The organism is Kitasatospora sp. NPDC058406 (genome assembly GCF_042722765.1).
Taxonomy (GTDB): Bacteria; Actinomycetota; Actinomycetes; order Streptomycetales; family Streptomycetaceae; genus Kitasatospora.
On record NZ_JBHXKE010000007.1, the window covers coordinates 63654 to 77747 of the forward strand.

At 73.7% G+C, this 14094-nt stretch carries 11 protein-coding genes; 5 read left to right on the plus strand and 6 right to left on the minus strand.

Translation table 11 applies throughout. From position 1 onward, the window contains the following. Positions 1-18: 18 nt before the first annotated feature. Genes ACFWOG_RS02985 through ACFWOG_RS02995 form a run of 3 tightly spaced genes read right to left on the minus strand, consistent with a single transcriptional unit; the run spans position 19 to position 3154 of the window. Entirely contained in the window at positions 19-870 is an 852-nt protein-coding gene (locus tag ACFWOG_RS02985; RefSeq protein WP_380354097.1) for a carbohydrate ABC transporter permease, read from the minus strand. After that, positions 867-1805 carry a carbohydrate ABC transporter permease gene (locus tag ACFWOG_RS02990; RefSeq protein WP_380354124.1) on the minus strand — a complete coding sequence of 313 codons (939 nt, stop codon included), beginning with the start codon at positions 1803-1805 and terminating at the stop codon, positions 867-869. The genes ACFWOG_RS02985 and ACFWOG_RS02990 overlap by 4 nt, the downstream gene beginning before the upstream one ends. Before the next feature lie 2 nt (positions 1806-1807). Continuing rightward, on the minus strand, positions 1808-3154 hold the full coding sequence (locus ACFWOG_RS02995; protein WP_329951354.1) for a sugar ABC transporter substrate-binding protein: 1347 nt from the start codon (positions 3152-3154) through the stop codon (positions 1808-1810). A 342-nt stretch (positions 3155-3496) separates the two neighbouring features. On the opposite strand from ACFWOG_RS02995, the gene ACFWOG_RS03000 reads away from it, so the two are divergent. Next, entirely contained in the window at positions 3497-5500 is a 2004-nt protein-coding gene (locus ACFWOG_RS03000) for a DUF2264 domain-containing protein (protein ID WP_380354101.1), read from the plus strand. A gap of 124 nt (positions 5501-5624) precedes the next feature. Here ACFWOG_RS03000 and ACFWOG_RS03005 read toward each other — a convergent pair whose 3' ends face one another. Both ACFWOG_RS03005 and ACFWOG_RS03010 read right to left on the minus strand, forming a co-directional pair. Beyond that, positions 5625-6059: a hypothetical protein gene (locus ACFWOG_RS03005; protein WP_380354104.1), complete on the minus strand. Its 435-nt coding sequence runs from the start codon at positions 6057-6059 to the stop codon at positions 5625-5627. Between the two features lie 237 nt (positions 6060-6296). Further along, a complete protein-coding gene (locus ACFWOG_RS03010) occupies positions 6297-7382 on the minus strand; it encodes a LacI family DNA-binding transcriptional regulator (protein WP_329951357.1) in 1086 nt (361 codons plus the stop codon). Positions 7383-7682: 300 nt separating this feature from the next. On the opposite strand from ACFWOG_RS03010, the gene ACFWOG_RS03015 reads away from it, so the two are divergent. The 3 genes from ACFWOG_RS03015 (at position 7683) to ACFWOG_RS03025 (ending at position 11445) form a co-directional block, all read left to right on the plus strand. Beyond that, positions 7683-9476 carry a beta-galactosidase family protein gene (locus tag ACFWOG_RS03015; protein WP_380354107.1) on the plus strand — a complete coding sequence of 598 codons (1794 nt, stop codon included), beginning with the start codon at positions 7683-7685 and terminating at the stop codon, positions 9474-9476. A 299-nt stretch (positions 9477-9775) separates the two neighbouring features. Then, positions 9776-10834 (plus strand): LacI family DNA-binding transcriptional regulator, encoded by a 1059-nt coding sequence (locus ACFWOG_RS03020; RefSeq protein ID WP_380354110.1) that lies wholly within the window; start codon positions 9776-9778, stop codon positions 10832-10834. Between the two features lie 137 nt (positions 10835-10971). Continuing rightward, positions 10972-11445, plus strand: coding sequence for a S8 family serine peptidase (locus ACFWOG_RS03025; protein ID WP_380354113.1), 474 nt, complete (start codon positions 10972-10974; stop codon positions 11443-11445). Positions 11446-11538: 93 nt separating this feature from the next. Here ACFWOG_RS03025 and ACFWOG_RS03030 read toward each other — a convergent pair whose 3' ends face one another. Next, positions 11539-12846, minus strand: coding sequence for an extracellular solute-binding protein (locus ACFWOG_RS03030; RefSeq protein ID WP_380354116.1), 1308 nt, complete (start codon positions 12844-12846; stop codon positions 11539-11541). Between the two features lie 465 nt (positions 12847-13311). Between ACFWOG_RS03030 and ACFWOG_RS03035 the strand changes: the two genes are divergently transcribed. Then, positions 13312-14028, plus strand: coding sequence for a GntR family transcriptional regulator (locus ACFWOG_RS03035; protein ID WP_380354119.1), 717 nt, complete (start codon positions 13312-13314; stop codon positions 14026-14028). The last annotated feature ends 66 nt before the right edge of the window (positions 14029-14094 follow it).

Sequence of the window (14094 nt, forward strand, 5' to 3'; positions counted from 1 at the left end):
CGGCGTGGGCGGCGGGGTTCACTTGACGCTCCCCGCCGTGAGTCCGGCCTTCCAGTGCCGCTGGAGCAGCACGAAGGCGAGGACGAGCGGGACGACGGCGAGGAGCGCGCCGGTGACGACCAGCGGGTAGTACTCGGGGAAGGCCTTGGTCTGGGCGTTCCAGGTGAAGAGGCCGAGGCTGACCGGGAAGAGCTCGTTGTCGGAGAGCATCACCAGCGGCAGGAAGAAGTTGTTCCAGATCGCGGTGAACTGGAACAGCACCACGGTGACGAAGCCGGGCATGACCATGCGCAGCCCGATCGACCAGAAGGTGCGCAGCTCGCCGGCCCCGTCCACCCGGGCGGCCTCCAGGACCTCGCCGGGGACGTAGCCGGCGCAGAACACCCGGGCGAGGTAGACCCCGAAGGGGTTGACCAGGGAGGGCAGGAAGACCGCCCAGAAGGTGTTGACGATGCCGAGTTCGGAGGCGAGCAGGTACATCGGCAGGGCGAGCGCGGTGGTGGGCACCAGGACGCCGAGCAGCACCAGTCCGAACACCTTCTCCTTGCCGGGGAAGTCGTAGACGTGGAAGGCGTAGCCGGCGGCGACGCAGACCAGGGCGCAGAGGACGGAGCCGAACCCGGCGTAGAGCAGGGAGTTGAGGTACCAGCGGAAGTAGATGCCGTCGCCGGTGGTGGCGAGGTCGTGCAGGTTCCGGCCGAGGTTGATGTTGTCGGGGGTCAGGGCGTTGCCGCCGAGGAGGTCCGCGGTGTTCTTGGCGGCTGCGGTCAGCAGCCAGCCGAGCGGCAGCAGGGTGTAGACGGTGGCCAGGACGAGGGTGCCGTTGACGGCGGTCCCGGAGAGGGTCCAGGGGCGGCGGGGGGTGCTCATGCCGCAGCCTCCTTCCGGCGGTCGGAACGGCTGCGGGTGGCCCGGGTGACCGCGAAGGACAGCAGGGCGGCGGCGAGGGCGAGCAGCACCGAGGAGGCGGCGGCCAGGCCGTAGTCGCCCCGCTCGAAGGCGGCGGTGTAGGCGTACATGTTGGGGGTCCAGGTGGAGACCACGCCCGGTGCGGTGCCGTGCAGGATCATCGGTTCGGTGAAGAGCTGGAGCGAGCCGATGACGGTGAACAGGCCGACCATGGCGAGCGAGGGCTTGATGAGCGGGATCTTGATGCTCAGGGCGGTGCGCAGCGGGCCGGCGCCGTCGACCACGGCGGCCTCCAGCACCTCGCGGGGGATGGCCTGGAGCGCGGCGTAGAAGATGACCATGTTGTAGCCGGTCCACTGCCACAGGGCCATGTTGACCACGGCGGGCAGGGGGTTCCCGAGCGGGTCGGGCTGGGTGCCGAGGGTCTCCAGGGCGTCGAGCACCGGGCTGATGCCGGGGGTGTAGAGGTACATCCAGATCAGCGCCGCGATGATGCCGGGGACGGCGTGCGGGATGAACAGCGCGAGTTGGAAGAACCGCTTCGCGCGGGTCAGCGCGGAGTCCAGCAGCAGGGCGAGGACGAGTGCGAAGCCGGCCATCAGCGGGATGTAGAGCAGGCAGTACCGGGCGATGGTGAGGAAGCCCTCGCGGTAGGCCTCGTCCTCCAGGGCCCGGGTGTAGTTGCCGAGGCCGGTGAAGACGGTCTCGGTGCCGCCGAAGCCGAGTCCCGAGTGGCGCTCGGTGAAGAGGCTGAGCCGGACCGCGTAGCCGATCGGGACGAGGGTGCAGGCCGTGAAGAGCAGGAGGAACGGGGCGAGCAGGACGGCCGGGGCCCCGTACCGCCCGCGCCGCGCGGTGGCGGCGGCGCGGGCGGTCCCGGTGCGGGTGGTGCGGATCGTCACTGGGCGACCTTCAGCCCGCGGTTCTTGAACTCGGCGAGGGTGGCCTGCTGGGCGGCGGCCAGGGCGTCGTCGATGGTGCCGGTCCGGCCGGCGACCTTGCCGAAGGAGTCCTTCAGCGAGCCGTTGGTGAGGCCCATGACCGGCCCCCAGGTCCAGCCGGGCTTGATGGACCTGGCGGCGTCCGGGAACACCGCGTAGAGGTCCTGGCCGCCGTAGAAGTCGGTGTTGAAGGCCTGCTTGGCGACGGGGACGAGCTCGGTGGCGGCGGGGAAGGCGGAGGAGGTGCCGGAGGCGATGCGGGCCTTGAACCCGTCGGCGGTGGTGGTGGCCCAGGTGGCGAACTCGACGGCGGCCTTGGCCTTCTTGCTGTCCTTGGAGACGGCGAAGGTGGTGCCGCCGAGCATGCCGCTGGCGGGGTTGCCGTCCCAGGTGGGCATGGGGGCGACCGCCCACTTGCCGTTGATGTCGGGGGTGGTGCCGAGGTTGGACTTCAGGACGCCGCCGCCCCAGGAGGCACCGAGGTAGCCGGCGGTCTCGCCCTTCTGGAGGGAGGCGGTCCACTGCTGGCTGAAGGAGGGCTGGACGTGGACGAGGTCCTCGTCGATCAGCTGCTGCCAGTACGCGGAGACCTTCTTCGTCTCGGGTCCGGTGAGGTCGGCCTTCCAGGCGTCGTCGGCGGCGGTGAACCAGCGTGCGCCGTTCTGCCAGGCCATGGCCTCGAAGGTGGTGGGGTCGTCGGGGAAGAAGGTCGCGATGCGGGCGTCGGGCTGGGCGGTCTTGAGCTTCTGCGCGGCGGTGCGGAACTCGTCCCAGGTCTTCGGCGCGGTGATGCCGGCCTTCTCGAAGAGGTCCTTGCGGTAGTAGAACGCCTGCGGTGCGGCGTCCAGCGGCAGGGCCCAGGTCCGGCCGCCGAGGGAGGTGAGCTCGGTGGCCTGCGGCAGGTACCTGGCCTTCAGGTCGGCGCCGACGAGCTTGCTGATGTCCTGGACGGCGCCCTGGCTGACGAAGTCGGGCAGCTGCGGGTACTCGACGTTGAACACGTCGGGGGCGTTGCCGGCCTTGACGGCGTTGGAGAGCTTGGCGTAGCCGCCGGCGTTGCCCGCGGGGATCTCCTCGAAGGTGATCTGGATGTTCGGGTGGCCGGCGTTGAAGGCGGCCACCACCTCCTTGGTGCCCTTGGCCCAGCCCCAGAAGGTGAGGGTGACGGGCTTGCCGTCGTCGGCGCCGGCCGAGCTCTTGGCGTCGCTTCCGCAGGCGGCCAGCAGGCTCACGCAGAGCGCGGCGGCGGTGGCGGTGGCGGCGGCGCGCAGGGCTCTGCGACGGGAGGGCACGAGTGAGCGCATGGCACAGCTCCTAAGAGGGGCGTCACGGTTCCGGGACGGGGGCGTCGGTCCGGGCCGGACTCGTGAGGGTGGGGGCGACTGGCTGTCATCCTGAGCAGGTTGTCGATCGGCGTCAAGGCATCTGGATCGAATGATCCGATCCGATCAGTTGACCGGTCGTCGTCAGGGTCCGATCATCAGGCCCGTGAGCTGCGTGAACGTCGGCCCGGCGAGGTGGATTCCGCAACGTCACAATCTGATCAAGCTGTTCATTTGATCCGACGGTCTTGACGAATGATCAGTCGGTTCCTAGATTCCGCACAGGGGCCCGCCCGCCCCGGACCCGCCGACGAAGGACACCCCATGCCGCTGCCCCCGGAGGACCGACGCCTCAGCCCGCACACCGGCTGGACCAGGGCGCACTGGGAGGCGGCCGTTGACGACCTGCTCGGCGCCGTCCGCCCGTACGCGAGCCCCGGCCGCGCGCTGATCGACCTGCCCGGCGACCGCCCCAGCTGGTCGGGCCGCCGCTCCGACGGCCTGGAGGGCTACGCCCGCACCTTCCTGCCCGCCGCCCTGCGCATCGCCGGCGCCGGCGGCGCCGACCCGCACGGACTGCTGGAGCACTACGCCGCCGGGCTCGACGCCGGCACCCGCACCCCGACCGCCGAACGCGACCTGGCCGACGGCGACCTCGACTCCTGGCCCCTGATCACCGACCGCGGCCAGGCCATGGTCGAGGCCGCCTCGATCGCCTTCGCCCTGCGCCTCACCCGCCCCTGGCTCTGGGACCGCCTCGACGGCGCCGTCCGCGACCGCGTCGGCCGCTGGCTCGCCGACGCCCTGCACCGCGCGCCCAACGACAACAACTGGTGGATCTTCCCCCTGTCGGTCGGCGGCTTCCTCGCCGAGGCCGGCATCGAGGAGGAGGACGCCCGCGCGGCCGTGCGGCGCGGCCTGGAGAAGATCGACCGCTGGTACCTCGGCGACGGCTGGTACACCGACGGCCGCCCCCGCGCCTTCGACCACTACAACGGCTGGGCCCTGCACCTCTACCCCGTCCTGCACGCCCACCTCGCCGACGACCGGCCCCTGCTCACCGAGTACGGCGACCGGCTCGCCGCCCACCTGACCGGCTACGCCCACCTGTTCGGCGGCGACGGCGCGCCCGTCCACCAGGGCCGCTCGCTCACCTACCGGTTCGCCGCCACCGCGCCGCTGTGGGCCGGCGCCCTCACCGGCCGGACCCCGCTCGACCCCGGCACCACCCGCCGGCTGGCCTCCGGCGCCCTGCGGTACTTCCTCGACCGCGGCGCCGCCGACGACCGCGGCCTGCTCACCCTCGGCTGGCACGGCCCCGAACCCCGGCTGACCCAGCCGTACTCCGGTCCCGCGTCCCCCTACTGGGCGGGCAGCGGATTCCTCGGCCTGCTGCTCCCGCCCGGCCACCCGGTCTGGACGGAGCCCGAGCGGCCCGCGCCCTGCGAGACCCGCGACGTCGTGCTCGCCCTGCCCCGGCCCGGCTGGCTGGTCCAGTCGACCGCCGCCGACGGGCTGGTCCGCCTCCACAACCACGGCAGCGACGACCAGCCGGTCGACCAGGTCCTGCCCGACAACCCGCACTACGCCCGGCTCGCCCACTCCACCGCGACCGGCCCCACCCTCGACGGGCCCGCCGACAACCACCTCGCCCTGCTCGTCGACGGCGAGCCCACCGAACGCGGCCGGATCCACCCGCTCGGCACCGGACCCGACTGGGCCGCCTCCCTCTCCCGTCCGCGGGCCGCCGGGCGCGAGCTGCCCGGGGTCTCGGTCACCTCGGTCACCCTCGTGCGCGGCGCCGACGAGGTCCGCGCCCACCTGGTCACCGGCGCCGCCTCCGGCACCGCGGTCCGCCACAGCGGCTGGGCGGTCGCCGGCGGGCGCGTCGAGGCCGCGGTCGTCGGCACCGGCGCGGGCACCGGTACCGGCACCCGCGTCGGCACCGGCCTCGCCATCGGCGCCGTCGTCCGCGCGGACGGGCGGCTCACCAGCGGACTCCGCTCCCTGTACGGCTTCGGCGAGGCCGCGACGCGGACCGTGCCCGGCGGAACCGCGTTCGGCGCCGAGGCCGCCCTGCCCGTCCTGAGCGGCACCCTCGGGGACGGTCCGGCCCTGCTCGTCTGCGCCGCCGGGCTCACGGCCGGGCCCACCGCCGCCGGGCTCACCGCTGCTGGGCCCAGCGCTGCCGACCGGCCTCCCGTGGTGGCGGTCGAGGTCGCCGTGCGGTCCGGTGACGGCTGGCGGCTGCGGGTGTGCTGGCCCGACGGCGAGGTGCGGGAGGTGCGCATCGGGGCAGGCTCGGTCCACGTCGGCCGGGAGGGCTGAGCCCGCGCTCGGGGGCCTCGGCCGTTCGGTCCCGGCCCCTCCTCCGGCCGCCCGTCCGGGCGGGCCCCCGCTCGCCGGGACGGCCGCCGCCAGTCCGCGCCCCGGCGGGGGAGGGGCCGGGCCGTCAGCCGGCCGGGACGCCGACCGGCGCGAGGTGGGCCGCGGGGCCCACCGGCGGCCGGGTCCCGGCGGGACGGACGCGCTCGTGGCGCGCCGGCAGTTCGACCACCCGGCAGCCGTGCCGCTCCAGCAGCTCGCCGACCGTCCGCACCTCGGACCCGTCGATGGAGAACACGAAGGGGCCCGGGACCAGCACCGTCTTGATCCACCCGGCGGCGACGCCGCTCAGCAGCCCCTCCAGCGCGGGGAGGCCGTCGGACGCGCGCAGGCCGTTGTCCAGGTACAGCAGCGGCTCCGGCAGGCCCAGGACCTCGGCCAGGTCCTCCAGGGCCCGGCGGTGGCACTCCATCGCCGTCGCGTCGAACGGGTAGCAGCGCAGGTAGACCGCGACGCCCGGGGCGGCGTCGACGGCGCTGGTGTCGTGGGGGCTGCTGTCCATGGGGTCACCTTCTGCCGATCGCGGTTGGTGGGAACCCGGCGCCGCGCCCGCCCCACGCCGTGTCTCCAGGACACGCGAACGATCGATGGGTAATCAATCCGGGTCCCTACGCATCTTCACCGTCGGTCACCGGATCGGCCCGGTATTGGCACGTTCCGTGACCGGCCGCGCCCGGACCGCCCGGACCGCCCGGCCGGCACAGGGCCGGTCCGGCCCTGTGCCCCGCCGATCGCCGGGTCAGCCGCCGCAGGAGGTGCGCACGCGCAGGACGGGAAGCAGCGTGGTGCGGTGGACCGGCAGTTCCGGGCCGGCCGCGAGGCGCCGCAGCAGCAGGTCGAACGCCGCCTGCCCGACGGCGCGCTTCGGCGGGGCGACGGCGGTCAGCGGAGGCGCGGCCAGGGCGGCGAACACGTCGTCGTAGGCGATCAGGGCGACGTCGTCGGGCACCCGCAGACCTCGGGCGCGCAACAGCGGCGGCAGCCTGATCGCGTCCTGGTCGTTGTGGACGAGCACCGCCCGGGTGCCCTCCGCGGCGGCCTCCGCGATCCGCGCGGACAGCAGCTCGGGGTCGGTCGGCACGCCCGTCGGCGCCAGCGTGTCGAGGGTCGGCAGGGGCCGCAGCCCGAGCAGGCGGGTGCCCTCCTCGTACCCGGCCCGGACCTCCTCGGCCGTCCAGGAGTCGCCCCGGGCGGCCAGCAGGACGCGCTCGTGGCCGAGGCCGGCGAAGTGCCGCAGGGCGCTCAGGACCCCGTGGCGGTGGTCGGAGCCGACGGTGTCGAGGTGCGAGCCGGGGCCGTCCGGGGTGGGGGAGCGGCGCTCGACCAGGACGGCGGGCACCGGCAGGGCGTCCAGCCAGGCGCAGCCCTCCGGGGCCTGGCCGGGGAGCAGCCCGGGGGCGAGCAGCAGGCCCTCGGCGCCGGACTCCAGCAGCCGTTCCACCTGCACCCGGTCGTCGCCCGTGCCGTACGGCGCGATGCCGAGGACCAGCCGGGCCTCCGCGGCGGTGGCGGCCGTGCGGGCGCCGGCGATGACCTCGTCGAAGTAGGAGCCGACGGAGGGCACCAGCAGGCCGACGGTGCGTCCGGCCCGGCCGGTCCGAAGGCCGCCCCGGGCGGGGGCGCGGTCGGCGTCGGGCCGGTCGAGCGAGACGAAGCCGTGCGAGCGGCTGAGTCTGCCGGCGTCGGCGAGCATGGCGACGTCGCGGCGGACCGTGACCGCCGGGATGCCCAGTCGGTCGGCGAGGTCGGTCAGCCGTACCTGCCCGCCGAGATCGCCGACGGCGGTCACGATGAGCCTGCGGCGCTCTTCTCCCGAAGCGGTCATCCTGCCCTCCATCGCCGGTCCAGTGGATTTGATCAAACAGTATCGTTCGATCGAAATACGATCAAGGGGCGTGTTCCTTATCGATTGATTGACCACCCGATCGATGAGCTCGTAGGGTGCGTACCGGTGATCGCCCGCCGGTCACATCCGCCCGCCCCGGCTCCCGTGCGGGCCCGCACCGCCCCGGTTCCCGCCCCGGTCCGTGACCCACGCCGAGGCGCGCCCGCCCCGGCGGACGCCGGCCACGCCGCGCCGGGCGCGCCCGCCCACCCTCCCGCCCGCCCTACCGCGGAGGCACCCATGGCCGACCCGGCCGCCCCCACGTCCCTGACCGTCGACGGAGACACCTTCCTGCGTGCGGGCCTCCCGCACCGGATCGTCTCCGCGGCCGTCCACTACTTCCGCATCCGCCCCGAACAGTGGCTCGACCGGCTCACCCGGCTCCGGGCCATGGGCGTCAACACCGTCGAGACCTACGTCGCGTGGAACTTCCACCAGGCCGCCCCCGGGGTCAGTGACTTCGACGGCGACCGCGACCTCGCCGCGTTCGTCCGCACCGCCGGCGACCTCGGGCTCGACGTGATCGTCCGGCCCGGCCCGTACATCTGCGCCGAGTGGGAGTTCGGGGGCCTGCCCGCCTGGCTGCTCGCCGACCCGGCCGTCCGGCTCCGCCGCGTCGACGGGCCCTACCTGGCCGCCGTCGACGCCTGGTTCGACGACCTCGTCCCCGTCCTGCTCCCGCTGCTCACCTCCCGCGGCGGGCCCGTCGTCGCCGTCGCCGTCGAGAACGAGTACGGCAGCTACGGCAACGACACCGCCTACCTGGAACACCTGCGCGCCGGCCTCGTCCGGCGCGGTGTCGACTGCCTGCTCTTCACCGCCGACGGCGCCGAGGACGGCTTCCAGCTCGGCGGCATCCTGCCCGGGCTGCTCACCACCGGCACGTTCGGTTCCCGGCCCGAGGAGTCCCTGGCCTGCCTGCGCCGCCACCAGCCGGTGGGCCCGCTGGTCTGCATGGAGTACTGGACCGGCTGGTTCGACCACTGGGGCGCGCCCCACCACCTGCGCGACCCCGCGGAGTCCGCTGACGTCCTCGACCGGATGCTCGCCGCCGGCGCGTCCGTGAACATCTACATGGGCCACGGCGGCACCAACTTCGGCTGGTGGAACGGCGCCAACCACGACGGGACCACGTTCCAGCCCGACACCACCAGCTACGACTACGACGCGCCCGTCGGCGAGGCCGGCGAACTCACCGAGAAGTTCCACCTGTTCCGCCGGGTGATCGAACGCCACCTCGGCCCCAACCCGCACCCCCTGCCGCCGCTGCCCGCGCGGCTCGCCCCGCAGAGCGCGCCGTTCACCGCGAGCGCCGGCCTGTCGGCCGCCCTCGACGACCTGGCCACCGTCCACCACCGCCCGGAACCCGAACCGATGGAGGCCCTCGGCCAGAACCTCGGGCTGATCCACTACCGCACCCGCCTGCGGGGCCCCCTCGGCCGCGGCGAGCTGCGCGTCGACGGTCTGGCCGACCGTGCCCAGGTCTTCCTCGACGGCCGGCCGCTCGGTGTCCTGGAACGCGACCGCCCCGACGAGGCCCTGCCGGTCGAGGTGCCCGAGGGCGGCGCCGTGCTCGACCTCCTCGTCGAGAACATGGGCCGCGTCAACTACGGCCCGCTGCTCCACGACCGCAAGGGCGTCACGGGCGGCGTGCGCATCGGCAACCAGTACCAGCTGGGCGGCTGGGAGATCCGCCCGCTGCCCCTGGACGACCTCAGGGCAGTGCCGTTCGCCGCACCCGGCCACCGGGACGGGCCCGCCTTCCACCGCGCAGCCCTGACGGTCGCGACGCCCGCCGACGGGTTCCTCGCCCTGCCCGGCTTCACCAAGGGCATGGCCTGGCTCAACGGTTTCGCCCTCGGCCGCTACTGGGACCGCGGGCCGCAGCGCACCCTCTACGCCCCCGCCCCGCTCTGGCGGGAGGGGCGCAACGAACTCGTGGTCCTCGAACTCCACCGCGCGGGCACCCACGTCGAGCTCCGGGACCGACCCGACCTCGGCCCGGCGGTCACGGAGGAGATGCCCCAGTGGTGACGGTGCCCGGCGGCGCCCGCGCCCCGGGGCGGCGTTCCCGGGGTGACGCGCGGTCGGGGTGACGCGCGGTCGGAGCCCGTCCGCCCCGGTCCGTCCGCCCCGGTCCGTCCGCCCCGGTCCGTCCGCCCCGGCCCGTCCGCCCCGGCCCGTCCGCCCCGGCCCGTCCGCCCGGCCGTCCGTCGTGCACTGACGGACCGTGTGCCGACCGAACACGGGCCGTGCATCGACCGAATGATAGATTCCTGTCCGCCTGGGCAGGTGACCCCGCCCGGCCGGACGACGGGCAGGGGAGTGTGGGGATGTCGATCTCGGCGGACGAGCGCCGCACCCGGATCCTTGAAGCGGTTCAGGAGCTCGGCTCGGTCCGGCTGACCGACCTCGCGGAGCGGCTCGGCCTGCCCGCCGTCACCGTCCGCCGGGACGTCGCGGCACTCGCCGACTCCGGCCTCGTCCGCCGCTCGCACGGCTCGGTGTCGGCCGCGACCGGGGCGGGCGCCGTCGCCACCGGGCACGGGCCGTCGCTCGGCCTGCTCGTGCCGGCGGTCGGACAGTACTTCGACGAGATCATCGCGGGCGCACGGGCCGCCGCCGGCCGGGCCGGTGCCCAGCTCGTGCTCGGCATCTCCTCCTACCAGGCAGGTGCGGACCGCTCCCAGGCCGAGCAACTGCTGAAGTCCGGTGCCCAGGGGCTGCTCCTCGCGCCCAACTGGACGCCCGACGACCGGCCTTCCGACCAGGCCTGGGCCGAGGAACTGCCGGTGCCCGCCGTCCTGGTCGAGCGCGGGCCGGTGCCGGGGAGCCCGGCGGAGACGCTCGACTCGGTCGCCTCCGACCACCGCCACGGCGTGCTCCTCGCGCTGCGCCACCTGGCCGGGCTCGGACACCGGCGGATCGCCCTGGTCGCCCGGCGTGACACCTGGACCGCGCACGAGGTCCGCCGGGGCTATGCCGAGGGCTGCGAGGTGCTGGGTCTGCCCGTGGAACCCCCCGTCGACATCGTCACCCCGGTGGCGGACCTGCCGGCGGTCGCGGACCGCCTGGCCGAGGGCTGCGCCCGGGGTGTGCGGGCGGCCGTGGTCCACAACGACCAGGACGCCATCCAACTGCTCCCGCTGCTGCGGGCCCGGGGGCTGCGGGTGCCGGAGGACCTGGCCGTCATCAGCTACGACGACCTGTTCGCCGGCCTCGGGGCACCGCCGCTCACCGCGGTGGCGCCGCCGAAGCAGGCCGTGGGCGCGGAGGCGGTGGGGCTGCTCCTGCGCAGGCTCGGGAGCGTGGCCGAGGCCGGTCCGGTGCACCACGTGCGGCTCCTGCCGGTCCTGACGATCCGTGAGTCGTGCGGAGCGGTGTCGGACTGACGCACCGTGGGGACCATATTGATCGTTTGATCAATATGCGGGAAAATCGATCGAGGTGGTCGGGCCCGCCCAGGCCGCCGCCGAACAGGTCATCCAGGTCAGGCCCGGCACCACCTACACCCTCGGCGGCTGGAGCAATGTCTCCGCGAGCGGCGCCGAACTCTCGGTCGGCGCCAAGCAGTACGACACCGCCGGCTCCCGGCCCGCCTACTCCTCGGTGCCCTGCGGCCCTGCCCACCGGCTGCCCCGCCCGAGGGCCGGCCGGTCGCCGGTGGACCGGAGGCCGGTGGACCGGGCAGGGCTGCCGAGCAACGGGAGACGCCAGAGGTGTCGTGGTGGTCGTCTCGGCGGGCAACGACCACCGGGGCGTGGCCCACCAGAGCCCGGCGAACGTGCCGGACGCCGTCACGGTGTCCTCGCTCAGCGACGCCGACGGCAAGCCGGGCGGCCTCGGCCGCTTCGCGTGGTGCAACAAGAACAACCGCAACCGGGACGACACGCTCTCGGACTTCAGTAACTTCGGCCGGGGCGTGGACATCGCGGCCCCCGGCGCCTGCAGGGTGCCGGACACCGGCACGCGGATCGAACTGCTGTGGAACAGCGCCGACTAGCTGGAGCCGATCATCATGGTCAGGCCCGGGGGCTGGCCCGCGCGCCCGGCGGATCCCGCCGGGCGCGGTCCACCGGGCCGGCGCGGCGCGGGATCAGCCTCCGCGCAGGGCCTTGTCGACCGTGCTGTCGATGCTGCGCAGCGCCTGGTCGACGGGCGTCCGCCCGTCGACGCCGGCCGTCACCTCGGACTTCTGCGCCTCCCATCGGGCGGCGAAGCCGTAGCGGTCCTGGAGCAGCAGGTCCGCGGTGCTGCGGTCGAACTGGGCCATGATCGGTGCCCAGCTGGGGTCGGTCTGGTAGAAGGCGTCGACGGCGGCCTTGGTCTCGCGCGGCACCTTGGCGGTGTCGTACGGGAAGATCCCGTGGAACTCCATGAACCGGGTGCTGACCGAGGGGGAGGCGAGCCAGCGCATGAACGTTCCTGCGGCACCCGGGTCGGGCAGGTCCGAGCGGGCCACCAGGCTGTGGCCGCCGACGGCCGAGCAGCCGCTCTTCGGGCCGATCGGCATCGGGGCGGCGGCCCACTTGCCGTGGGTCCTCTCGTTCCCGGCGGCGATGTCGGAGATGACGCTCTGGTAGAACGAGAACATCGCGACGTCGCCGTTGATGAAGCCGCTGAGTGCGCTGACACCGGGCGTGGAGATCTTCTCGGTGTAGAAGGACTTCATGTACTCCATCGCGGTGCGCCCGGCCTCGGTGTTCTGCGTGGAGGTCCTGAAGTCGGACGAGACGAGGCTGCCGCCGGCCTGGCAGAGGAAGCTCTCCCAGGTGGGGTTGATGGCGTTGAGGTGGTCGTCCATGCCCTTGAACTGCCAGCCCGTCACCTTCTTCCCGGACGCGGCGGAGCGGGCGCCGACGGCGGCGGCGGTGGACTTCAACTCCTGCCAGGTGCGGGGTGGTTCGTTGAAGCCGTACTTCTGCAGGACGTCCTTGCGGTAGAGCAGGACGTTGACGTCGAAGTACAGGGGCGCGCCGTAGAGGCGGCCCTGGTACTCGTTGACCTTCGCCAGGGGCCGGAACCGGCCAAGGTCCTCGGGGGTGTAGCCGAGGGTGTCCAGCGGGGCCAGCTCGGCGGCGGCCAGCAGGTCGAGTTCGAGGCCGTTGTTGGCCAGCCAGACGTCGGGGCCCCGGCCGCTCTTCACGGCCTTCTTGATGGTGTCCCGGCCGGTCTGCCAGTCGAGCACGGTGAGCTCGACGGTCACCCGGCTCTGCGAGGCGTTGAAGTCCTCGATCAGGTGCTTGAGGTTGTTCGGCCGGCCGATCCAGAACGGCATGGTCCAGAAGGTGACCGTGGTGCGCCCGGGGGCCTGGGCCGGGGGGTCGGGAGCGCAGGCCGCGGCGGTCAGGGCCGTGGCGGCGGCCAGGGCGGTGGAGACGAGTCTGTGGGGCAGGGACGTCATGGGGGTGGAACTCCTCGGGTGGCGGAGTCGGAACCGATGGCGTAGGGTATTCGATATACTAAACGGCTTCCAGGGGGCTGACCGTTTTGTTTCGTGGCCGGTGGCCCCGAGTGGTCCCGGCCGGCCGGCAAGGGTGCGCCGCGCACCCCGTGGGGTGCTGAGCGCGGCGATCGGCGGCAGGCCGCGCCCGCCGCCGCTCCCGAAGGCGTCCGGCCCGGTCGCCGCCGCGTCCGCGGGTGGATCGAAGCCGGGGTCGTCGCCCTCCACCTCCAGCCGGACCGCGCACGGTCGGTGACCGTCCCGTGTGTCGAGAGGAAGCCGCGGGCCGACAGGTTCGAATTTGGTATACGAAATCCCTTCAGGTGAGACCATTCGGAGAAATCGGACAGGATCGCTGATCGGGCGCGGTGGGAAAGGTTTGGCGCAGGAGTCCCGGAGTCCATGGATATCGCATACGATGAACGAATGGGACAGAGCAGCTGGGCGGAGCGCATCCCCGCCGTGAAGAGCAAGGCCGATCTCGCCTACGAGAGTCTGCGCAGTGCCATCGCCCAGGGCGACCTCAAGGCCGGCGAGCGGATCAACATGGACGAACTCGCCCGGAGCTTCGGGGTCAGCAAGATCCCGATCCGTGAGGCGGTGAAGCGGCTGGAGTCGGACGGGCTGCTGGTGTCCAGGGTGCACGCCGGGGTCACCGTGGCCGGCATCGACGTCACCGAGATGCGCGGCGTCTTCCTCGCCCGTGAGGCCATCGAGGCGCTGGTCGCCGAACTGGCCGCGCAGCGGATCGACGACCGGCAGCTCGCCGAGCTGGAGGACGTCCAGGAACGCATGCGCGCGGCGCTGGAGCGCGACGTCACCGGCGAGATGGCCGAGCTGAACTCCCGCTTCCACCAGCTCCTCGCGGAGGCGGCGGGCTACCGGGTCCTGGGCGACCTGACCGAGCAGCTGCTGATGACCATCCGCCGCTACCGCATCACGGCGCCGCTCGGCGAGCGCAACTGGCGCTCGGTGGTCGACGAGCACGACACCCTCGTGGCGGCGCTGCGTCGGCGCGACCCGGAGGCGGCGTCCGGCGCGGCCCGCGCACACATCAGCTCCCAGGCGGCGCACGAGGTCGAGCAGGGGGGTGCCGAGGGGGAGGGCGCCGGGGCGAAGGGCGCCGGACCGCAGGAGGGGTGAGGGCGGGGCGGCCGTCGCCCGGCGAGGGGCGGTCGACACGGCAGCGGCGGCGCGCGAGGTGATCGG